Origin of the sequence: Caldicellulosiruptor kronotskyensis 2002 (genome assembly GCF_000166775.1) — a bacterium.
GTDB classification, from domain to species: domain Bacteria; phylum Bacillota; class Thermoanaerobacteria; order Caldicellulosiruptorales; family Caldicellulosiruptoraceae; genus Caldicellulosiruptor; species Caldicellulosiruptor kronotskyensis.
This window is the reverse complement of the sequence record NC_014720.1, coordinates 2,342,353-2,364,009: the sequence shown is the minus strand read 5'-3', so window position 1 is coordinate 2,364,009 and position 21,657 is coordinate 2,342,353. Positions and strand designations below refer to the sequence as shown.

The 21,657-nt window shown below is 32.9% G+C and carries 17 protein-coding genes and 3 pseudogenes; 10 read left to right on the top strand and 10 right to left on the bottom strand.

What is annotated here, in order from left to right; all coding sequences use genetic code 11:
- Positions 1-153 precede the first annotated feature (153 nt).
- The 3 genes from CALKRO_RS10955 to cas6 are packed head-to-tail and all read right to left on the bottom strand — an operon-like array spanning position 154 to position 3,716.
- Positions 154-1,176, bottom strand: a complete 1,023-nt coding sequence (locus CALKRO_RS10955; RefSeq protein WP_013431078.1) for an aldo/keto reductase — start codon at positions 1,174-1,176, stop codon at positions 154-156.
- 4 nt (positions 1,177-1,180) lie between these two features.
- Positions 1,181-2,941, bottom strand: coding sequence for an ABC transporter ATP-binding protein (locus CALKRO_RS10950; protein WP_013431077.1), 1,761 nt, complete (start codon positions 2,939-2,941; stop codon positions 1,181-1,183).
- Between the two features lie 22 nt (positions 2,942-2,963).
- A complete protein-coding gene (gene cas6, locus CALKRO_RS10945) occupies positions 2,964-3,716 on the bottom strand; it encodes a CRISPR-associated endoribonuclease Cas6 (RefSeq protein ID WP_013431076.1) in 753 nt (250 codons plus the stop codon).
- A 206-nt stretch (positions 3,717-3,922) separates the two neighbouring features.
- On the opposite strand from cas6, the gene CALKRO_RS10940 reads away from it, so the two are divergent.
- From CALKRO_RS10940 to CALKRO_RS10920, 5 genes are all read left to right on the top strand, one after another.
- Complete coding sequence (locus tag CALKRO_RS10940) at positions 3,923-6,112, top strand: alpha-galactosidase (RefSeq protein ID WP_013431075.1); 2,190 nt, start codon at positions 3,923-3,925, stop codon at positions 6,110-6,112.
- Positions 6,105-6,980 carry a GNAT family N-acetyltransferase gene (locus tag CALKRO_RS10935; RefSeq protein WP_237699076.1) on the top strand — a complete coding sequence of 292 codons (876 nt, stop codon included), beginning with the start codon at positions 6,105-6,107 and terminating at the stop codon, positions 6,978-6,980. The genes CALKRO_RS10940 and CALKRO_RS10935 overlap by 8 nt, the downstream gene beginning before the upstream one ends.
- Before the next feature lie 127 nt (positions 6,981-7,107).
- Positions 7,108-7,677 carry a hypothetical protein gene (locus tag CALKRO_RS10930; RefSeq protein WP_013431073.1) on the top strand — a complete coding sequence of 190 codons (570 nt, stop codon included), beginning with the start codon at positions 7,108-7,110 and terminating at the stop codon, positions 7,675-7,677.
- Positions 7,678-7,986: 309 nt separating this feature from the next.
- Positions 7,987-8,163, top strand: a complete 177-nt coding sequence (locus CALKRO_RS13705) for a hypothetical protein (RefSeq protein WP_013431072.1) — start codon at positions 7,987-7,989, stop codon at positions 8,161-8,163.
- Between the two features lie 98 nt (positions 8,164-8,261).
- Positions 8,262-8,996, top strand: a complete 735-nt coding sequence (locus CALKRO_RS10920) for an SIMPL domain-containing protein (protein WP_013431071.1) — start codon at positions 8,262-8,264, stop codon at positions 8,994-8,996.
- A gap of 46 nt (positions 8,997-9,042) precedes the next feature.
- On the opposite strand, the gene hydF is transcribed toward CALKRO_RS10920, so the two are convergent.
- Together hydF and CALKRO_RS10910 are read right to left on the bottom strand one after the other, a co-directional pair.
- Positions 9,043-10,254, bottom strand: coding sequence for a [FeFe] hydrogenase H-cluster maturation GTPase HydF (gene hydF / locus CALKRO_RS10915; RefSeq protein WP_013431070.1), 1,212 nt, complete (start codon positions 10,252-10,254; stop codon positions 9,043-9,045).
- A gap of 27 nt (positions 10,255-10,281) precedes the next feature.
- On the bottom strand, positions 10,282-11,667 hold the full coding sequence (locus CALKRO_RS10910; RefSeq protein WP_013431069.1) for an aspartate ammonia-lyase: 1,386 nt from the start codon (positions 11,665-11,667) through the stop codon (positions 10,282-10,284).
- A 461-nt stretch (positions 11,668-12,128) separates the two neighbouring features.
- On the opposite strand from CALKRO_RS10910, the pseudogene CALKRO_RS10905 reads away from it, so the two are divergent.
- A pseudogene (locus tag CALKRO_RS10905) lies at positions 12,129-12,758 on the top strand (papain-like cysteine protease family protein).
- 22 nt (positions 12,759-12,780) lie between these two features.
- Positions 12,781-13,767, top strand: coding sequence for a hypothetical protein (locus CALKRO_RS10900; protein ID WP_013431068.1), 987 nt, complete (start codon positions 12,781-12,783; stop codon positions 13,765-13,767).
- 94 nt (positions 13,768-13,861) lie between these two features.
- Here CALKRO_RS10900 and CALKRO_RS10895 read toward each other — a convergent pair whose 3' ends face one another.
- Positions 13,862-14,356, bottom strand: coding sequence for a ferritin-like domain-containing protein (locus CALKRO_RS10895; protein WP_013431067.1), 495 nt, complete (start codon positions 14,354-14,356; stop codon positions 13,862-13,864).
- 167 nt (positions 14,357-14,523) lie between these two features.
- A complete protein-coding gene (locus tag CALKRO_RS10890; protein ID WP_013431066.1) occupies positions 14,524-15,024 on the bottom strand; it encodes a GNAT family N-acetyltransferase in 501 nt (166 codons plus the stop codon).
- Between the two features lie 711 nt (positions 15,025-15,735).
- Here CALKRO_RS10890 and CALKRO_RS10885 point away from each other — a divergent pair.
- Both CALKRO_RS10885 and CALKRO_RS10880 read left to right on the top strand, forming a co-directional pair.
- Positions 15,736-16,005: pseudogene (locus CALKRO_RS10885) on the top strand (amidohydrolase family protein); the annotation flags it as partial.
- A 162-nt stretch (positions 16,006-16,167) separates the two neighbouring features.
- Positions 16,168-16,707: pseudogene (locus tag CALKRO_RS10880) on the top strand (2-isopropylmalate synthase); the annotation flags it as partial.
- Positions 16,708-16,928: 221 nt separating this feature from the next.
- Here the strand turns inward: CALKRO_RS10880 and CALKRO_RS10875 are convergent.
- The 3 genes from CALKRO_RS10875 to CALKRO_RS10865 all read right to left on the bottom strand — a co-directional run bounded on the left by CALKRO_RS10875 (position 16,929) and on the right by CALKRO_RS10865 (position 20,097).
- On the bottom strand, positions 16,929-17,567 hold the full coding sequence (locus CALKRO_RS10875; protein WP_013431065.1) for a hypothetical protein: 639 nt from the start codon (positions 17,565-17,567) through the stop codon (positions 16,929-16,931).
- A gap of 266 nt (positions 17,568-17,833) precedes the next feature.
- Positions 17,834-18,445: a hypothetical protein gene (locus tag CALKRO_RS10870; protein WP_013431064.1), complete on the bottom strand. Its 612-nt coding sequence runs from the start codon at positions 18,443-18,445 to the stop codon at positions 17,834-17,836.
- Positions 18,446-18,555: 110 nt separating this feature from the next.
- Positions 18,556-20,097, bottom strand: a complete 1,542-nt coding sequence (locus CALKRO_RS10865) for a hypothetical protein (protein WP_013431063.1) — start codon at positions 20,095-20,097, stop codon at positions 18,556-18,558.
- Positions 20,098-20,813: 716 nt separating this feature from the next.
- Here CALKRO_RS10865 and CALKRO_RS10860 point away from each other — a divergent pair.
- Complete coding sequence (locus CALKRO_RS10860) at positions 20,814-21,629, top strand: amidohydrolase family protein (protein WP_013431061.1); 816 nt, start codon at positions 20,814-20,816, stop codon at positions 21,627-21,629.
- Positions 21,630-21,657 lie beyond the last annotated feature (28 nt).

Genomic DNA, 21,657 nt, shown 5'->3' with positions numbered 1-21,657 from the left:
TAAATTTTATGCAGGAATTTTCATTCATATTGATTTTATCAAAAAATGAAGAACATTCAATAAGCAAAAATTTTCTATAAATTTTTAGCTATTTAATCTAAGACAAATAGTATCATCTCTTGAATTTTAAAGGGAAGAGGCTTGAAGATTAGATTAATCGCCAATTGTTACTCGAATAATCTCAAGCTTTTTCTCAATCATATCAGGTATTGGCAAATTGTATGGGCATCTTGTCACGCAAACTCCACATTTAATACAATTTTTTGCTTTTTGATAGGCATCATAAAACCAACCAGACTTTAGAGTTTGATAAGGTAGCCTTTTTATTGCTGAATCTGCATGGAGTATAACCCAAATAGGAATTTGTTGAGGGCATGGTTGACAATAACTGCATCTTCTACAAAATTCTTTGCCGAGCTCTTTTCGTATCCTTTCTATTTCTTTCATTTCATCATCAGTCAAAGGGCTAAGGTTCATTGCTACATTTACGTTTTGTTCTAATTCCTCAATAGTTTCTATTCCAGGGTCGGGTACAACAAATTCTTTTTGCAAGACGTATTTTAAAGATAGTGCAGCATTTGGGATAACACCACCACCAACTGGCTTCATTGCAATTATTCCAATATCTTTTTGGAGTGCTAATGGGAAAACTTTGTCTTCTACATCTGTTTCTATTATATTATAGCAAAGTTGGATCACATCAAATTTATCTGTATTTATTAACTTTTCAAGAATTTCTGTACTGTGGCTTGAAGCGCCGATAAATCTAATAAATCCTTTTTCCTTTGCTTCAACCAGTCCCCAGTAAGCTCCATCTTCAGCAAAAACCCTATTGAATGTATCTATATCATTAACACCATGTAGCTGATAAATATCAATTTGTTCAACACCAAGATTTTTAAGGCTTATTTCAATATCCTTCAAAATACCTTCTTTTATTCTATTTTGTGATTTAGATGCTAAATAAACTTTTTTATTGATTCCTTGTAGAGCTTTGCCTATCTTTATTTCGCTGTCTGTATATGATCTTGCAGTGTCTATAAGGTTTATTCCAAGTTCTATTGCTCTTCTTACTACTTTCACAGCAGACTCCTCATCGATTCTTTGTATTGGTATTCCACCAAATGCTATTGGGAAAACCTCAATATTTGTCCTACCAAGCCTTCTGTATTTCATATTTTTATACCTCCCTTATTAAGCTATTATTTTCATCAATTAACTGCACAGAACACAAATGATAATAAAGTCCTTTTTTAGCAAAAAGTTCTTCATGTGTACCCATTTCCACAATTTCGCCATCTTTCAAAACTATAATCTTATCTGCCTTTTTTACAGTAGATAACCTGTGAGCAATAATTAAAATTGTCCTTGTACCTGCTAAGTTGTTTATGGCTTCTTGAATTTCTTTTTCTGTTTCTGTATCAACAGAAGAAGTTGCTTCATCTAAGATTAATATCGGTGCATTTTTCAAAACAGCTCTTGCAATTGCAAGGCGCTGTTTTTGGCCTCCAGAGAGTTTTACCCCTCTTTCACCAATTACAGTGTCATAACCCTGAGGGAGATTTTGGATAAAGTCGTGAGCACAGGCAATTTTTGCAGCTTGAATTATTTCGTCCATGGTAGCATTTTCTTTTCCGTATGCAATATTTTGAGCAACTGTTCCATTGAACAAAAACACATCTTGCATTACCATACTGATATTATCATGCAGAGATTTCAATGTAACATCCTTTATATCAATATCATCAATCTTGATTGTACCTGAATCTGGGTCATAAAAACGATTTAAAAGATACATAATTGTTGTCTTTCCAACACCTGTTGGGCCAACAAATGCAACCATTTGTCCTGGCAGAATCTCAAACGATATATTTTTTAAAACCTGAACTTCAGGATTGTAAGAAAAAGAGACATTTTCAAAGGTGATTTTACCTTGAACATTTTTGAGTTTCTGCGCATTTTCTTTTTCTTTTATCTCAGACTCTGTTTCAAGAATCTCAAAAACTCTCTCAGCACCTGCCAAAGCTTGCTGAACGTTTTCAATGACTTGAGATAGCTGAGTCACTGGTTGATAGAACATGCTAAGATACAAAATAAATCCAACAATATCTTGCACAGGTACTTTTCCTCTCAAGGCCATAAGTCCACCAAAAGAAACTACTATCACTGTTCCAACAGAGCTTAGAAAACTTACAGTTGGATGAAATATTGCTGAGAGTTTAAGCGCACTCAAAAGTGCGTTAATGTGCCTGTAAATTTTTTCTTTTATTTTTAAAAGCTCTTTTTCCTGCTTGTTGAAAATCTGTATTTCACGGATACCTGAAAGATTGTCTTGCAAGTCGGCATTTAAATCTGCTAAAGCTTTTTGAGCTTCTCTAAAATTTGGCAAAATCTTTTTAGCAAAGACTGTGCCGCTCAAGATCAAAAATGGTATAGGAATTAAAGATAGCGCAGCAAGAACAGGGTTTATGATAAAAAGGATACATGCAACACCGAGTATTATAAGAGAATTCGTAAAAAGCTCTGGTACTGCATGAGCTATCAAGACTTCAAAGTTTGCAGTATCATTTACAACTCTTGACATAAGCTGCCCTGTTTGTTTGTCTACAAAGTACCCGAAAGAAAGCTGTTGAAGCTTGCTATAAACCAAAGTTCTCACATGTGCAACTAAATTCCATGCAGCATAATGTGAGAGATAACTATTTAAAAACTGAAATACAATCCTTAAAATGTAAGATAGAATCAATATAAGAGAGATGTTGATTATCATTCTTTTTGCATTTGGGTACTTGCTAATATTTGTAATTATTCCTGTCAAATCCCTCACAAGCCACGGACCAAGAAGGTTTAGTGCTGTGATTGCAAGCATAGAGATACCAGAAACAACAAGATATTTCCAGTATGGTCTTGCCATCTTCACAAGCTTTATCAAATACCCCATACAATCATCTCCTTAAAAAAACTTATTCAATGATTTCGAAAAGTCCAAATCCTTGAGAATTTTTTGAGCCAAGTCCGCAGTAATATGCTACCTCCATTATTATTGGGTCAGTTTCAATTGTATAAAAACCAAGCCAGCCTTTTATAGGCGTTTTTTTGAAAAGCAGGGGTTTAAAGTGTGTTTTTTCTTCAACCTTTAGTGGTTTTAAATCAAATCTGAAGCTTTTTTCATCAAAGTCTTTTATTAAAAGTTTGCATTTCTTCATTAAGTTTTGAGAAATAAGGTTATAGAACTCATCCTCAAAAGGAGTAAAAAAGTGTTTGTGTTCTGAATTTTCGTTTCTGATTGTTTTGTATGCACACATAGGAGATAACATTTTTATTTTATGGAAGCTTGAAAATTTCGGTTTTCTGAGCATATTTGCAGATGTCACATATAGTGTATTATCTTTTAGATAAATTTGGTCTTTTTTTAAAAGCCCGGTTGAAAACTTTGTAATAAAATCCTCAACAGGTGAAGAGATTATAAGTGAAACTTTTTTGTCAAAGACTATCTTTTTATTTGAGTCATTTCCTACAATTTTAAATGGACCTTCTAAGCGAGAAAATGAAAACAGTTTAAAGTTTTTCAAATCAACCTCATATCCCTTGTCATGTAAAAATGTTGCATAGATTTTATCATCAATAGTATTGTATATCATTGACTGGACAAAATAGTTGTAATGAATAGGAAGTTCTATTGGCTTTTGGGATTCAAAGACTACTTTTATTCTCATATTTCGCTCCCTTTCCTTAAAATGAAGTTTTATTTTCCATAAAAATATTTTATCAGGAAAATCAAGAATTTGCACGGCAGCTTTTGAAAAGACATATCAAAATTTTAGTGTTTATTTAATTTTTTTAAGTGAATATAGCAAAACATCTCACATGATGATATTATAAATTTTAAAAGAACCAGCTTAAAAAGAAGGAGGTTTAAAAGATGCCAATAACCTTTAACCCACAGACAAATATGTTTTTCATAGAAGCAAAGAACACAAGCTATGTGATAAAGCTTTTCAAAGGAAAGTTTTTGTCCCATGTTTATTGGGGGAAAAAAATTAAAGAATTTGAGTGGACAGATTTTGATGTGACAGGAGGAAGAGCATTTGGTGCAACACCTGACCCAAATGACAAAACATACACATTTGATACAATGCTTTTGGAGTACCCTGCATATGGAAATTCAGATTTCAGGCATCCTGCATTTCAAGTAGAGCAGGAAGACGGCTCTTGTATCACAAACCTTGTTTACAAAACACACAGAATTTATGATGGAAAGCCAAAACTTGAAGGTCTTCCAGCAACATATGTTGAGTCACCTGATGAGGCTCAAACACTGGAGATAGAACTTTATGATGATTTGATTGGTTTGAAAGTTACATTGACATATACAGCTTTCAGAGATTTTGATACAATAACAAGGAGTGTAAGGTTTGAGAACTTAGGAAAACAAACTCTCAAAATCCTTCGTGCAATGAGCGCATGTGTTGATTTCCCAGAAGGGGACTTCGAACTTTTGCACCTGTGGGGTTCATGGGCAAGAGAGAGATTCATAGAGAGAACCCCTCTTATCCATGGAACTCAGATAATTGACAGCGCAAGAGGTGAAAGTTCACATCAGCACAATCCATTTATAGCACTTTTATCAAAGGGTGCGACCGAAAAGTTTGGAGATGTTTATGGGTTTTCTCTTGTCTACAGTGGTAATTTTGCTGCAATTGTAGAGAAAGACCAATACAATCTGGTAAGAGTGACTATGGGAATAAATCCATTTGAGTTTACATGGGTTTTAGAGCCGCAAAGCAGTTTTCAGACACCAGAGGTTGTGATGGTTTATTCACAAGAGGGCTTGGGAGGGATGTCTCGCACATACCACAAGCTTTACAGAAAAAGACTTTGCAGAGGAGCATATCGGGATAAAAGAAGACCAATTCTGATTAACAACTGGGAGGCTACATATTTCAATTTCAATGAAGAAAAACTTCTTTCTTTGGCAAAAGAGGCAAAAGATCTTGGGATTGAGCTGTTTGTTTTAGATGATGGTTGGTTTGGTAAAAGAGACGATGATACAAGCTCACTTGGAGACTGGTTTGTTGACAGAAGAAAGCTTCCAAACGGTTTGGACGGGCTTGGGAAAAAGTTAAATGAAATGGGGCTCAAATTTGGACTGTGGTTTGAGCCTGAGATGGTCTCACCAGACAGCGAACTTTACAGAAAGCATCCTGATTGGTGCATACAGGTACGAGGAAGAACGTTGACACAATGCAGAAACCAGTACGTTTTGGACATCACAAGAGAAGATGTTAGAAAAGAAATTTTAAGGATGATGAAAGAGATTCTAAAAGCAGCTCCAATTGAATATATCAAGTGGGACATGAACAGGCCCTTAACAGAGGTAGGTTCGCTTGACCTTCCACCAGAAAGACAAAAAGAGGTCTTCCACAGGTATGTACTTGGACTTTATCAGATGATGGAGGAGCTCACTTATGAGTTTCCATACATCTTATTTGAAGGATGTTCTGGCGGTGGTGGAAGGTTTGACCCGGGAATTTTGTATTACATGCCTCAAATTTGGACAAGTGATGACACAGACGCAATCGAAAGGCTTAAAATCCAGTTTGGAACAAGCATAGTTTATCCTGCATCAACTATGGGTGCGCATGTATCAATTGTGCCAAACCATCAGGTTGGTAGGATAACACCAATGAAAACAAGAGGGGTTGTAGCACTTTCGGGTGCTTTTGGATATGAACTTGATTTGACAAAGCTATCTCAAGAGGATAAAGAGGAGATAAAAAAGCAAATTGAGATTTACAAGAGAATATGGCATATAGTGCTTAAAGGTGATTTGTACAGGCTAATTTCCCCATTTGAAGAAAATGCAGCTGCTTGGATGTTTGTAACAGAAGATAAAAATGAGGCGGTTGTATTCTATGTGGAAATTTTAAGGCAGCCAAACCCACCAATCAAAAGGTTAAAATTAGATGGTCTTGACCCCAGCAAGAGCTATTTGATTGAAGGTGAGCAAAAAACAAGGTTTGGCGATGAGCTTATGAACATTGGGCTTATGATTCCTCAAATGTGGGGTGATTTTAATTCTCATATTTGGATACTGAAAGCAGTTGATTAGATTTAGATTTGGTAGTATAATTGTAAAAAAGCAGGAAAGTGTGATTCTTATGATAAGAAAACTTTCAAATGCCGATTTTAAAACTCTCATGGATTTTGTCCGAAAGGAAAAAGAGTGGAATATTTTTATAATTGGCGATATTTTAAGCTTTGGTTTTGACTCACCGGTTGTTGAGGTTTGGGGAGAATTTGACGTTACTTCTGGAAATTTAAAAGCAGTTCTTCTTCGCTATCGCAGAGATTTAATTTTCTATTCAGATTCTTACGGCTGGGACATTGACTCATTTTGCAATATTATACTTACAACAAAATGCAAGGTTTTTTCTGGCAAAAAGGATGCTGTTATGCCGTTTTTGAAAGTACTGAATGTGCTCAATAAAAGAGAGCAGCTTTTTATGAAGCTTGATAGCAGTGTAGATAAGAATAAATTAGAACTTTCTCAGAAAGAATTTGAAAAGGTCAGGGTAATTAATAAGGACAATTTAGAAGAAAACCTTGACAAGCTTGAACTGATAGTATACCTATATCAGTCTATAGAAGAATTTTTAAATCCCTCAACGTTTGAACAGCTAAGACAGGATGTTTTGATGGGAAGAAGTAGAATATATTATATTGAAGAAGATGGAATGGTTGTATCGTCAGCACGAACAGGTGCAGAAATTGCAGACATGGCAATGGTTTTAAGTGTTTGCACAATGCACGAGTATCGTTCAAGAGGATATGCTACTATGTGCATGAAAAGACTTTGCAGTGATTTGATTAAAGAGGGTAAATCGCTTTGCTTGTTTTGTGACAACCCAAAAGCTGCCAATATATACAGAAAAATTGGTTTTCAGCAGATTGGCACATGGATAACATTGGGATTGTAAAGTATTTGTTTCAAACAGACTTAACCACCTGTGATTTTGCAGGTGGTTTATTATTTTTTTAAATTTTTGGTTGTAGTTATATAGATTTAGTGATATAATATAGCAAAATAAAAATGGTGAACAAACTATGAAAAAATTTGTTCTCTTTTCAGTAGTTTTTTTAAGCTTAATCTTGGTTTCCATCTTATTTGCAATTTTTTCGTTTAGTCTTTTATTTTCACAAGACAGCGGTGTAAAAGAATTCGAAGAAAATTTTAACATAAGACTTCCAAGAGGTACAGTTTCAGAAAAAATATATGACGATTATAGTGGTTTTCACAATGATGGTGTGAAACTTTACAAATTTGTTTTTACTCCCAAAGGTATGAAAAGTTTTGTTTCATACATCGAAAAACAAAAAGACTGGGAAAAGCTACCTTTAAGTCAATCATATCAAGCACTAATATATGGCGGAGAAGTTAAAGATTTTTCTGGTAATGTTACAGGATTTGGAGGCTTTGCAAAAGAAGTTGGTCTTCCTAAAATTTCTTCGGGATATTGGAAAGCAATTGGTGACAAGTCGGTTATCACAGCAAGGTTTATAGATTATGAAAACCTCGATATTAAAACTCTTATCAACCTTAATTCATATGATTTTTATTTGGCAATCTACGATACAAAAAAAGGAATACTTTATATGTTCCATATTAATACTTAAAAAACTTATAAAAAAGAAACAATGTGTAAAAGTTTTTCAGAGCAAAAAACTGGTTTGATATTAATTACATTTTATTTGAGCAACTTCTCGGTCAAGTTTGTAAAACAGATTTATCTTTTGCTTATAAATGGAATAAAAAACTTTTTTGTTTTATGTATTGTTGGTAATATTTTCTTCAATAACCTCTTTTACAAAAAATTTATATTGACTCAGTTTTAAATCTGCTGCTACAATTGAAAAATTTTATTTTTACATTGGAGTTGCCAAATATAAGCTCAAATTTTTGTTTTAATGGAGGTTTAATTTAAAATGAAAGATTATAGACTCATGCTGTTAGGAATTGCAATTATTCTATTTGGAATTGCTTACGAAGTAACGTTAATTGGTTATGCTCCAGAGGAATTTTTGCGATTTATAGTAAAAACATTTAAATTTATAGGCATTATTGTTACAGTAATTGGTTATTTTGAAGCAGAAAAAAAATAATCGAGCAGATAGTTACTTTATTTTTATAAAATTTTGATTGTAGCCTCAGGAATTTAATGATATAATGTAATAAAGTGAAAAAAATGGAGGTTAAAATTTTGAACAATAAGAATTTTACCTATGTTCTGGTTGCTTTAATTATAGGGATTTCTTTTACAATCTCTTCTTACTTTTTATCAAACGGCCTTATAAATTTAAGGGCAGAAAGAAAGGTCATTACAGTAACAGGTTCTGCAAAAAAACAGCTCAGATCTGACCTTGTCAAGTGGACAGGGATGTACACTGTTGTGGCAAAAGATTTAAAAGAAGCTTACAAATTTTTGGAAGAAAGTCAAAAGAAGGTGAAAGACTATTTCCTTTCAAAAGGTCTTTCTGAAAAGGACTTGATTTTTTCTTCAATTTCAACTCAAACAATATACGAGATGCTTCCAAATGGAATATATTCAACAAAGGTTGATAGCTACAAGCTTTCGCAAAGCATTCAGATTACATCAAAGGATGTAGACAAGATTACAGAGCTTTCTCGAAAGTCAACAGAGCTTATAAACTCCGGTGTTCAGTTTGAGTCTATGCCACCTCAGTATTATTATACAAAGCTTGCAGATTTAAAAATAGAAATGCTTTCTTTAGCGACAGAAGATGCTGTAAGAAGAGCAAAACAGATTGCAAAGAGCACAGGAAGTCAAGTCGAAAGACTAAAATCTGCTTCTATGGGTGTTTTTCAGATAACTCCGCTTTATTCAACTGAAGTTAGTGACTATGGAATAAATGATACAACATCAATAGATAAAGAAATAACTGCTGTTGTGAACTGCGAGTTTATAATAAAATAAGTGGCAAAAAGCCCCTTCCAGTTTCCTAAGAAAGTTGGAAGGGGTCTTAATATTCAAACTCAATCCCAAACGGTTTTAATGCTCTTGGCAAAATCCCGTGAACATATGCAATCATTAGACCATAGTTTGTTATTGGCACACCTTGCTGTTTTGCAAGCTCAATTCTAAATAGCATCTCTCGCCTTGTTATCATACACCCGCCACAGTGGATTATAAGCTTGTACTTTGTAAGGTCTTTTGGATAATTGTAGCCTGATACCCACTCAAAATTTATATCAAATCCAGCTATCTGGCGAAGCCATCTTGGAATTTTAACAGTTCCAATATCATCTGATTGCCTGTGGTGTGTACATGCCTCGGCAATCAAGACTGTATCTCCAGGTTTTAAATCTTTAATTTTCCTGACTCCTTCAACAAACTCCACCAAATCGCCTTTGTATCTTGCAAACAAAATAGAAAATGAAGTAAGTGGTATATCAGGTGGGGTGTCAGCATCAACCTTTAAAAAGGCTTGTGAGTCTGTGATTACAATCGCAGGTTTTTTACCAAGATTTTCGATAGTTTCTTTAAGCTCGTATTCCTTTGTCACAATTGCAATTGCATCAGAATCAAGAATATCCCTTATTGTCTGCTGCTGGGGCAAAATAAGTCTTCCTTTTGGGGCAGCTTTGTCAATTGGTACAACTAAAACTGCAAAGTCGCCTGGGTTTATCAAATCTCCTACTATTCGCAAATCCTCACCAACATCTGGTACAAGCTTTGAAAGTGAACTTTTTAGCTCATCAATTCCTTTTAAAGTAACACATGACACAGCTAAAAATGGCATTCCCAAACTTGTTTGCAAAAAAGAAAGTTTTTCTTTATAATTTGGGTCTTTGTCAATCTTATTCAAAACACCGATTTTTGGCACTTTTTTCTCGTCAAAAAGTTTTGCAAGCTGCTTTTCATACGTCAAATCATCTATATCAGATACCACCAAGATTGCAATATCTGTTTTATTTAAAACCTCCAGGGTCTTTTCAACTCTGAGCTTGCCAAGTATGCCTTCATCGTCAATTCCTGCTGTGTCAATCAAAACAACAGGACCGAGTGGCAAAATCTCCATTGATTTGTAAACAGGGTCGGTTGTAGTGCCCGGCATGTCAGACACAATTGCAATTGGCTGGTTTGTGATTGCATTGATTAAACTTGATTTGCCAGCGTTTCTCTTTCCAAATATAGCTATGTGAAGCCTTTCACTGCGCGGTGTTGTGTTCATCTTAAAGTCAGTCCTTTCCATAATATTTCATTCTTTAAACTTTATAAACTCAAAAGGATTCAAAAGCTCTTGTGCTTCTTTTTCATCCATAATATTTAGCTCTTTGACAACATCAATTATCTGTTTGTTCTCAAGAATAGCCTTTTTTGCAATTTCTGCTGCCTTGTCATATCCAATCCTGTCAATTAAGCTTGCTGCAATAGCAGGAGTCTTTTTTGCATACTCTAAACATTTTTCTTTGTTTGCTGTTATACCATCTATACACTGCTGCCTGAAAATTTTAATACCGTTTTTGAGAATTTTAAGACTCTCAAGAAGATTATTGGCTATCAAAGGCAAAAAGGCATTCAGTTCAAGCTGACCAGCTTGTGCTGCTAAAGTTATCGCAAAGTCATTTGCCATCACCTGAAAAGCTACTGTGTTTATAAGCTCTGGTATAACAGGATTTACCTTTCCTGGCATAATACTTGAACCTGCCTGAACAGCTGGCATGTTTATCTCATTTAATCCTGTGTTTGGGCCAGAGGAAAGAAGACGAAGGTCATTTGCAATCTTTGAGAGATTCACTGCTAATGCTTTCAAAAGCCCCGAGCATTCAACAAAAACGTCTGCATTTTGTGTTGCATCCATGAGATAGTCAGACCTTGCCAAGCCAATTTTAGTTAAGTTTCTTAATATTTCTATCACCTTGAAAATGTATTTCAAAGGTGCGTTTACTCCTGTGCCAACAGCAGTTGCACCGAGATTGACAACTCTTAGCCGCTCTTCAACCTTGTATAGTCTCCATCTGTCGCGTGAGATGGCTTGGGCATATGCACCAAACTCCTGACCAAGTGTTACAGGCAGGGCATCCTGCAGCTGTGTTCTTCCTGCCTTGATTACATCTTCAAATTCATGTTCTTTTTTCTGGAGGCTTTTTTGAAGCTCTGCACACTCTTCTGAAAGCTCTCTTACATTCCATATTGTAGCAATTCGCAGGGCTGTAGGGTACACATCGTTTGTTGACTGTGACATATTAACATGATTGATTGGATGAATTATGTCATACTCACCTGGTTTTCTTCCAATGTGAGTTAAGGCTACATTTGCAATAACTTCGTTTACATTCATATTTGTAGATGTTCCCGCACCGCCCTGGAATCTGTCTACAATGAACTGGTCATCATATTTTCCTGCCAAAATTTCGTCACATGCAAAGACAATAGCGTCTTTAATTTTTTCATCCAAAAGACCAACTTCATAATTTGCAATTGCGCACGCTTTTTTGACCATGACAAACGCTTTTATTAAATCTTTGTCAACACTCTTTCCAGAGACGTTAAAATTAGCAAAAGCGCGTTTTGTGTGAATTCCATAAAGTTCAATGTCAGAAAGTTCAATACTGCCCAAGAAATCTTTTTCTATTCTTGACATTGCTGTATATCTCTCCTGATTAAATGTATTTTAAAATTGTCCTATATTAATCAACATCAAATATTATATCATATCGATAAGAATTCAGGTGAAAAAGACGCGATTTTAAAACCACTTTCTTTAATTGCAGAATTTTAAAGCTTTGCGAGAGGTTTTTATGTCTAATAAAGATAACTTTGAATCAGTTCACAACGGTCATTTCATGTGATTTTTCCCTTTGGATTTATGTTTGTTTTTTAAGTGTGTAATTGGAGTGCAAAAAATATAGTAATTGGTTTAATTTAAAAACAGAAAACAGTCCAGGGTAAATTTTTATCTTTGGCAAGACAAAATAATGTAAGATTGAGTGCAGAATATTGCAAAAAAAACAATATTATGAATTGAAATTAAAACAGCAGTTATAAATTATAATTAAAGGTTCTTAAATGAAATAGAATTAAAAAACGAAAGAGTGAGAAGATATGGTCAGAAAATTACTAAAAAAGGGAAGGTACAAAAGAATCGTGATTAGTGTTATTGTGTTTTTTACATTACTCTTACTGAACCTTAGTGATGCGTTTGCAGAAAATACAGTTACGTATGTTGAACTTCCAGTTAAAAAGGTAAGTCAGGCATATTCAAATTGGTGCTGGGCAGCAGGAAGTGAGTCAATACTTTACTATTGCAAAAACTATTTAGGTTTTGGAAGAGAGGCAACACAGTGGGATATAGTGAAATATATTTATGGAAGCTATGTAAATAAACCTGCATCTCTTTATGATATACAAAGAGCACTGAGCTATTATGGTGTTGGTTCTACACGCATGATACCAGTAAGTGGCTGGATAATTTCATATGGGCAAATTGCAGAGCAAATTGTAAATTATAAAAGTCCAATAGGATTAGTAATTACAGCAACAGTAAGTCAAAATCATTTTGTTATTTTAAATGGTATATAGCAATATTTTGACTCAAATGGATATCTACAAAATTATATAATGATTATGGATCCAGCTATAGGTGGAGTAATTAGTATTCCTGATTCTGAGTTGAGGGATAATGACAATTACCAGGATTACTTAGATGCGATAAGAGTATTTAAACCATATTGATATAACAGGGGGGTGAAATAGAATGAAAAAGAATAAGGTATATATTGGTTTTGTAATGACCTTTTTGTTGCTTTTCTTTACGACATTTTCAGCTACTGGAGCAAGCTATTCAATCGACCACAATGATGAAATTAATATACTCAGAAGGCAGTACTTAGCCGAGTCATGGCTCAATCTTTATATCAGTACTCTTATTAAAAATTCTATAAAAGACTCACCTATGCTGCAATCGTTAAATGAAATAACAAATATCAATGGACCGTATAACATTGAAAAATTCAAGTTGAGCAAAGAGTATGAATATTACAGGGTATTTCATATTCCAACTGAAGTTAAAATAGCTGAAAATGGGCGTCCATATCATATTGTAAGAGATGAGGTAAAAGATAAAATTAAAAATTTGAGATTTAACTCTTGGAAAGATGTTTTTAATACTGAATTTGTAGACAATGGATGGGCAAGAATTGTATATTACGATAATATACCTGTTGGATATCTTCTTATCGAGTGGGATAGTAAAATGAACAATTATATAGTGAATACTGGAGTGTTTGGTAATGATTCATTGGGTAATGCAGTAAATAATTTGGAAAAATATTTGGTACAACGGGGCATGAAGAGTGATGTAAAAATTGTCAATATTGGAGAAATGACATTATACGCAGTATCAGGTGATGGAAATTGGTGGTGTGCTGGTGCAAAAGGTTACGAAAATCATATATGGGATTTTGGCATAATAAAAGATGCATTAAATAAAATACCAGTTCAAATTTTAAACGCTATAGAAGAAAGAAGTAGATTGATGAGGGAAGCTCCTGAAAAGATAATGATAGGTGGGGAAGATCCTTCAAAGACATTATACTTTGCTGCTGCCAAAAAAGAAAGAACTCAGAATGCCATGATTGCCATATTCTTACTTATCCTAACTGCTATTGTTGTTATATGCTCAAAGTGGAAATTTTCTTACCAGCATCTATTCTACAAACATGTTAGAAATAGACAAAAGTAAAACTATGTTCAAAAATAATTTAAAAAAAATTTAAAGGGAGCTGTCTAAAAAATAGAATAAAGACTGCTCCCTTACTGCTTTTTGTAGGTCTTTTTTAGAACAAATCAATTTCTTCCCACTCTTTTTTCATAAGACTGTGGTACCTGTCTTTAAAGAATTTCTCATGTTCCTCTTCCCACTTTGCAAGATGTAGAAGCAAACCTTTTACATTGCCATCTTCAACCTTTTCAGCAGCATGTTTATAAAATGCTGCAAAATCGCTCTCAATCAGATATGCAAGCCTTAAAATTGTAAGGTCTGAAAAGTCAGTTTCCAAAATTTTGGAGTTATCAACTAATATATGCGGGTCAACCATCTTGTTTTGGTCATCTACAACCCATGAAATTGAAATTGGTGGTTCTTGGCTGCCCAGACTTTTTAGAATATTCTCAAGATACTTATAATGTTCCTGCTCAATCTTTACAAACTCTTCAAAAAGTTTTTTTAAAGTCTCATCCTGCAGGCTATTTGCATAGAAAGAATAAAAGTCTTGTGCATTTTTCTCCATCTTCATTCCAAATTTTAATATGTTTTCAATCTTTTTGCTCATCACAAGGTCTCTCCTTTTATAAGATTTTTGTTCTCAGAGATATTTATACCCAATAGCTTGTATTAAAAACATAAAATAAATCAAAATATAAATGTTCAAAATGCTCTTCACTATTCCTACCTATAGCTTTTTTAAATTTTTCATCTTCTTTATTTAACAGGCTAATATTATAGTTTAATAGAATACCTTAATTCTCTCAAATTTACCCCTGCAATATTAATTATTCTTACTTTATTATCACTTCTGAACCCATACCTTTCATAAAAATTCAAAGCTCTCGTATTGCCTTCTAAAACCCAAAGGTGACAATAATCAAAATTTTGCTTTTTCAATCTATTTAAAGCAAAATTCATTAATTCATAACCTTGCTTAGTTGACCAATATGCTGGTAAAACATATATCGATATGATCTCTCCGTATCCAGCTTCTCCATCACGCGATTTGCCAAAACAAACACATCCAGTATCAGTTTCTCCATTATTTATTATCGCCGCTTCATGCAATTTATTAGATAACGCATCGGTAAATGGCTTGATCCACTTATCTTCCGAAATCTCATTTAGATATTCTTGCGGTATCAAACCTTTATAAGCTTCTTTCCACGTTAAAGCGTGTATTCTACTCATAATAGCTACATCTTCAATTTTAGCTAACCTTATATAACTCAATTATTTCCCTCCTATTATTCAAGTATTTTTATCAGCAATTAATAATTCTGAAAAGAAAACTTTTTTACTTTATAATATTTTGTTCAGAATCTGATATAAAGAACTGTTCTACTTCTGCACCGCATGGCACATACAATTAAATAAACTTCAGAAAGCCGAAGATGCCAAAGAACTTTTAGCAAAGACAAAAACCAATTTTTATTTTTTCTGCACATAATTTTTTGCTGCTACAGAAAAAGTTTTTCCTTAATGTTTCTTTCTTCTGTACTTTTGTATAACTTAACCTATAGATGCCATGGCAATATAGAATGCTATAAAGTTATTCTTTGTGCTTTTATAGTTTTTAGTCTATTAGAAATCCTTAGTAAATCACCCTTCGACTCTTTGGTATATTTGAAAATAATATAAGAAGAACAAAGTTGTTGAATTAGAAGGCAAAAGTTTTAGATGATGAAATCACCTCTCAAGTTAATTATTTACATTCATATTAGCAAAAAAAAAAAAAAAAAGAAAAAACAATTAGCATTTTAAATAAAGTTTTAGATAAAGACAAAAAGAAATTTTGTTGATAACTAATAAGGAAACTATGGTAAAATATTAAAACTAAGAGATAAGTTTTAAAAAATTTTTTGCTCCAGCCACCTGAAAATGAAAAATGCTTGCAATAATCAAATGAAAAATTTAGAAAAGAAAAAAGGAGAGTAGGAGAGTATGATTATAGACTTTCATACCCACTGTTTTCCAGATGAACTTGCACCAAGAGCAATGTCAAAGCTTTCACAAAATTCTGGTATGCCATATTATCACAACGGTACTTTGTCAGGTTTGAAAGACTCTGCTAAAAAAGCTGGAATTGACATGTGCGTGGTTCTGCTCATTGCGACAAAACCTCAGCAAACAAGGTCAATTAACAGATGGGCCTTGTCGGTAATGGAAGAAAACAAGCAGATAATTTGTTTTGGCACAGTTTATTCTGAGTTTGGCACGAAAATAGATTGTATTCAAAAATGATCTTGAAAATTAACAATATAATATGTTAAATCATTGCGTATTTTTGTTGAATAATTTTTTAGTGGAAAACAGATAAAATCAATTCTACTATAACTACTATAGAAACAATATGGATATAAATAATTTTCATCCTCTGCATTCGACTGTTTGCTCTTAGGTATTGGTGAGAGGACTGGTAATACTCCGCTTGAGGCTATGGTAATTGAATATGCCCAGCTTAGAGGCACAACAAAGAATATGAGGCTTGAGGTAATCACTGAGATTGCAGATTACTTTGAAAAAGAGCTTGACTACAAGATTCCACCAAGAACGCCGTTTGTTGGCAGGGCATTTAATGCAACAAGAGCAGGAATTCATGCTGACTGTATTTTAAAGGATGAGGAAATCTACAACATATTTGATACAAAGAAGGTTTTAAACAAGCCAATTGTCATTGCAGTTGATGCACACTCTGGGCTTGCAGGTATCGCTGCATGGATTAACACATATTTCAGGCTTGAAGGTGACAAGAAGATTGACAAGCGCGACCCGAGAGTTGCTAAAATCAAAGAGTGGGTTGACAGGGAGTACGAAAATGGAAGAACAACTGTTATTGGCGATGATGAGCTTGAAATGGTTGTTCGAGAAATCATGCCAGAGCTTTTCAAGATGCATGAAAGCAGGGTAAAATAGTTTTTCTCAAGTATTTGAAAAGAGCCAGTCCTAAAAAGTTGGGCTGGCTTTTTACTTGTGTATCTGTCTTGTCTGTTTCCATTTTTCTACCAGGTTAGTCTTGACGCTTAAACAATATCTATATTTATTACCTTAGACAAATAGCTCAATCAAATGAAAGGGGATATGCAATGAAATTTACTTTTTAGGAGGGGTAAAAATTAAACTAAAGGTGAACTAATTCAAGGCCAATCAGTTATATCAGCTTTTAAGCCTTTGTGAAATAACAACTCTGCTTTTTTTAAGTCCCACTTTTCAAGCATTTTATCAAAATACTTGTCGGGGTTATGTAAAGCTTTATCACTTTCTATAATCTCTCCATTTTCAGATATTATGTTTTTTATCAAGCTGCAATAATTTGATAGCATATTGTAAATATCTTCGTTTGTTAAAAATTTAAGTTTATTGCTGTCATTTGTAGTAATAGGCTTACCTTCTGAAAGATTAAAATATATTTGCCCTATTAACGAGTTAATATCATTAACCGTATACAAAATAGATGGGACCTTTGATTCATATTTTCTATATCTGGGATTTGTGTTACGTAATATTACTAAAAGACGTGCGCTACTGGTCAAGCTATCTCTTAGATATAAAAACTCCTGAGAAAAAGTCAGTTTATTATTTTTTTTCAAATTTTCCATGAAATATAAAGCATTAAAGTAAGTATCTTTTATTGAACAGAAAAATTCATATTTAGCAGCTTTACTTGAGTTAGCAAATCTCTCTTTGATATTAAAGTAATTCCAGCAAATTACTGCCAAAATCAAGGCTAAAATAATTGATAAGAAAGCAAGTTTGTAAATAAGTTTTTTATTCATTAAGGATTTCCCTCCCGAAAATAAAAATTACTTGGGATTGTCTTAAAAACTAAGTTTTAAAAATTTTATGTGATAATAATTAAAAACTTTATATTTATTGTAATGAAGGGACAGTCCCAATAATTTTTAAGACAGCCCTATATAAATGCAAATATTTTAGTTTTATTTAATATAATAGCTTTTGCTGCCTGTTATTTTCATAAACATATCAACCCTAATGTAGTTAATCTTTTTTTTCATAAGCTATCACAAGCTAAGATTTATTTTTAATTTCTTTCAGAAGGGTATACTATTTTGTTTGCCTTTTCAATATCCCAAGTTTTAATAATCTTATTAAATAACTCAGTACCTGTAGAAGACTTTGTTACGTGTAAGTCTAATTTTGAAAAAAGGTCGTGATATAATAAAAACTCGTTATATATATCTTTTTTAGTTTTTATTAAAAACTTGTTATCATTGTTGTCAAATAAATTAAAAGGCTTGCCTCCGTCTTTAATATACTCAATAACTTTACTCAAAAATCTACCATATTGTAAAAATGTCCAATACATTGAATTTAATTTTGCATTATAATCAAGTATCTCCAAAGAATCGATGTCTATATACTTAAGTGCCTCTATAATATAAGAAACAAATTCTACTTTAGATTTTAAAAACAATACATTTTCCATAGAAAAACCGTATTTATCAAAATTATATATTATATTATTTGTAAACCACGTGGTTTCTCGTATTTCAGAAGAGACTATCGATTTCATATTCTCCAAAGCTCTAACAAAATATGTTCTTTTTACTGAGTAATTTTTATAAAAAATAGATAAAATTAATGCTATTATAACCAAGAAAACAATATGGATATAAATAATTTTTCTCTTCATGAATTTCCTCCTCTCTCAATATACCTCCATAAATAAAAAAAGTATATGAATGCACTGCATAATTCAAAGCTTATGCAGCGCATTCATATTTAGATGGTTATGCTTTAGCATTATTGAATATAATAATTTTTTGTAATTGTTTTGTCTACAGTTGCTTCCAATACACTATATGTTAACCAAACAGGATGACGTGAATATATTTCAAAATAAAATTTATTATAAATTGTACGACTCCCTAAAACTTTTGTTCTGTCAGTTGGCACACAAACATCATACATTAAAAGCAAGCGGTGACCTTCTGTATTTAAATATGAGTTTGATAGTGCACTAAGCTTGAAAGCCCTAACAGTATTTCCTTTTTGCTTTTCTTGCTCTTTTACTGACATAGGATACAAGTAAGTAGGGGCTAATACTTCATCTCGTGATATGATTGATCTAAAAAAATCAACTGCATTGGTATAATTTTGAGCAAAAGGTAATAATCCCACTGCTGCAATTATATCAAAATTTATATTAGTAACATAAAGTTGTTCCTCTCTACTAATTCTATACATTATATCGGTATTTCCTGTTCCAATACCTACTTGAATATATGCATTTCTTACTCTTAAATTGGCACTATTATCAAATAATTGAATTGAACCGTTATATGCAAGATAAATATACTGGGCTTCGGTTTCGATACTTAACTGAATACCACCATTTACAGCTGTGTTGTTTCTAGTATCTGAAGGTGGATTAACTGTATATCCCCATTTTAGTAAAGTTGTAAGTCTATTGCCGCTTCCTACTGGCCACTCTACAGTGTTTTTGTAGTAACCATAAGCGTTATCAGCTGTAAATAACTTCTTGCCAAGAGTAGTAAAATCACTCACGGGAACACCAGGTACTGGAGATGTTGTTGTGAGACTAACAATTTGAGATTCCTTATGGCTAACATCTTTGGTTTCTTCAAGCTGGGAAGTATTACTGTTTGCGATAAAAGGCATAAACCAATTTTCAGAAAGACCTACTTTGTCAGATTCGTCAATGTTTGTATTGCCAATTTCTATACCTGATTTATCAACTTTATCTTTATTATAAGTTTCAGCTGGCTCTTTAGCAAGATTATATAAACTTGATAATTTATTTATACTGGGGAAAACATCTTCAAAGTAGAAAATATCATCTGTGTTTGTGCACAATACTGCTATTTTAGCCACAGTTTTATTTTTAAGTTTTCTATTTACAGGAAGAAGAAGTCCTTCATTGGCGTTATTTTCAATTATAAATGATAATATTTTGTAATCTCCTTCATTGTTAAATAATACTGTTAGAGATCTTGTTTTCTTCAACATCATGTTTTGAGAATAATATATTTTTCCAGTTGCTTGAATTAAGTTTTGCATATTTTTATTTTCTATTACAGCTTCTAAAATAAGCTCATCATTTTTTATTTGCATTTTTTTAATTATCAATTTAGAATCCAGTTGATTTTCGGAATCAACTTTAACAAAATTTCCACCTTTATATTGTATTCCTTTTAAAATACCATTGTCAACAATCAATTCATTGTTTTCAGCATACGCTTTAATATTAAAGGCACTCGTAATAAGAGAAAAAGATATTATCATCAATACTGCTAGTATTTTAGTAATTATTTTATTTCTCACTATTAAACTCCTCCTCAAGTTAATTATTTATATAACTACAATTTACAATTTTAACAACAATTCCTTTCTTGCATTATATTTTGATCAGAATCGGATATAAATGCTGTTTCACTTCTGCACCGCATGGCACATACAATTAAATAAACTTCAGAAAGCCGAAGCCGCCAAAGAACTTTTAGCAAAGACAAAAAACAATTTTTATTTTTTCTACACATAATTTTTTGCTGCAACATAAAAAGTTTTGCCCTTAATATTTCTTTCTTCTGTACTTTTGTATAACTTAACCTATAGATGCCATGGCAATATAGAATGCTATAAAGTTATTCTTTGTGCTTTTATAGTTTTTAGTCTATTAGAAATCCTTAGTAAATCACCCTTCGACTCTTTGGTATATTTGAAAATAATATAAGAAGAACAAAGTTGTTGAATTAGAAGGCAAAAGTTTTAGATGATGAAATCACCTCTCAAGTTAATTATTTACATTCATATTAGCAAAAAAAAAAAAAAAAAAAAAGAAAAAACAATTAGCATTTTAAATAAAGTTTTAGATAAAGACAAAAAGAAATTTTGTTGATAACTAATAAGGAAACTATGGTAAAATATTAAAACTAAGAGATAAGTTTTAAAAAATTTTTTGCTCCAGCCACCTGAAAATGAAAAATGCTTGCAATAATCAAATGAAAAATTTAGAAAAGAAAAAAGGAGAGTAGGAGAGTATGATTATAGACTTTCACACCCACTGTTTTCCAGATGAACTTGCACCAAGAGCAATGTCAAAGCTTTCACAAAATTCTGGTATGCCATATTATCACAACGGTACTTTGTCAGGTCTGAAAGACTCTGCTAAAAAAGCTGGAATTGACATGTGCGTGGTTCTGCCCATTGCAACAAAACCTCAGCAAACAAGGTCAATTAACAGATGGGCCTTGTCGGTAATGGAAGAAAACAAGGACATAATTTGTTTTGGAACAGTTCATCCTGAGTTTGATGAGTGGCAGCAAGAAATTGAATGGTTAAAATCACAAGGTTTTAAGGGAGTAAAATTTCACCCTGATTATCAGGATTTTTTTGTAGATGACAAAAAGATGTATCCAATCTATGATGCTATTTTCCAAAACGATATGATTATACTTTTTCACAGCGGAGTTGACCCGGCTTTTATGCCACCTTACCATTGTACACCAAAAAAGCTTCATAAGGTTCTAAAAGATTTTTCGGGTGCAAAGATTGTTGCAGCGCATATGGGTGGATATAGGTTTTTTGATGAGACGCTTGAGTATTTGATAGGTGAAGATGTGTATCTTGATACATCCTTTTTCTTTGGTGAAGTTGATATACAAAATCCAGAAGAAATTTTCAGGAAACACGGCATAGATAAGATTTTGTTTGCAACAGACTCTCCCTGGAAAGACCAGAAAAGAGAAGTTGAGCATGTTAATAGCTTAAAACTTTCTGAAGAAGAGAAAGAAAAGATTTTTTGGAAGAATGCGCAGCAGCTACTTGGACTCAAAATTGTCCATAGGGCAAACTAAGACGTTTTGTGTATAGATTAGTAAATGG

Excerpts from the sequence above, each read along its gene's own strand:
- CALKRO_RS10955 (WP_013431078.1), bottom strand. The coding sequence starts at position 1,176 with ATGAAATACAGAAGGCTTGGTAGGACAAATATTGAGGTTTTCCCAATA.
- CALKRO_RS10910 (WP_013431069.1), bottom strand. The coding sequence starts at position 11,667 with ATGTCAAGAATAGAAAAAGATTTCTTGGGCAGTATTGAACTTTCTGAC.
- CALKRO_RS10875 (WP_013431065.1), bottom strand. The coding sequence starts at position 17,567 with ATGAATAAAAAACTTATTTACAAACTTGCTTTCTTATCAATTATTTTA.
- CALKRO_RS10930 (WP_013431073.1), top strand. The coding sequence starts at position 7,108 with ATGAAAAAATTTGTTCTCTTTTCAGTAGTTTTTTTAAGCTTAATCTTG.
- CALKRO_RS13705 (WP_013431072.1), top strand. The coding sequence starts at position 7,987 with ATGAAAGATTATAGACTCATGCTGTTAGGAATTGCAATTATTCTATTT.
- CALKRO_RS10895 (WP_013431067.1), bottom strand. The coding sequence starts at position 14,356 with ATGAGCAAAAAGATTGAAAACATATTAAAATTTGGAATGAAGATGGAG.
- CALKRO_RS10940 (WP_013431075.1), top strand. The coding sequence starts at position 3,923 with ATGCCAATAACCTTTAACCCACAGACAAATATGTTTTTCATAGAAGCA.
- hydF (WP_013431070.1), bottom strand. The coding sequence starts at position 10,254 with ATGAACACAACACCGCGCAGTGAAAGGCTTCACATAGCTATATTTGGA.
- cas6 (WP_013431076.1), bottom strand. The coding sequence starts at position 3,716 with ATGAGAATAAAAGTAGTCTTTGAATCCCAAAAGCCAATAGAACTTCCT.
- CALKRO_RS10950 (WP_013431077.1), bottom strand. The coding sequence starts at position 2,941 with ATGGGGTATTTGATAAAGCTTGTGAAGATGGCAAGACCATACTGGAAA.
- CALKRO_RS10870 (WP_013431064.1), bottom strand. The coding sequence starts at position 18,445 with ATGAAGAGAAAAATTATTTATATCCATATTGTTTTCTTGGTTATAATA.
- CALKRO_RS10860 (WP_013431061.1), top strand. The coding sequence starts at position 20,814 with ATGATTATAGACTTTCACACCCACTGTTTTCCAGATGAACTTGCACCA.
- CALKRO_RS10900 (WP_013431068.1), top strand. The coding sequence starts at position 12,781 with ATGAAAAAGAATAAGGTATATATTGGTTTTGTAATGACCTTTTTGTTG.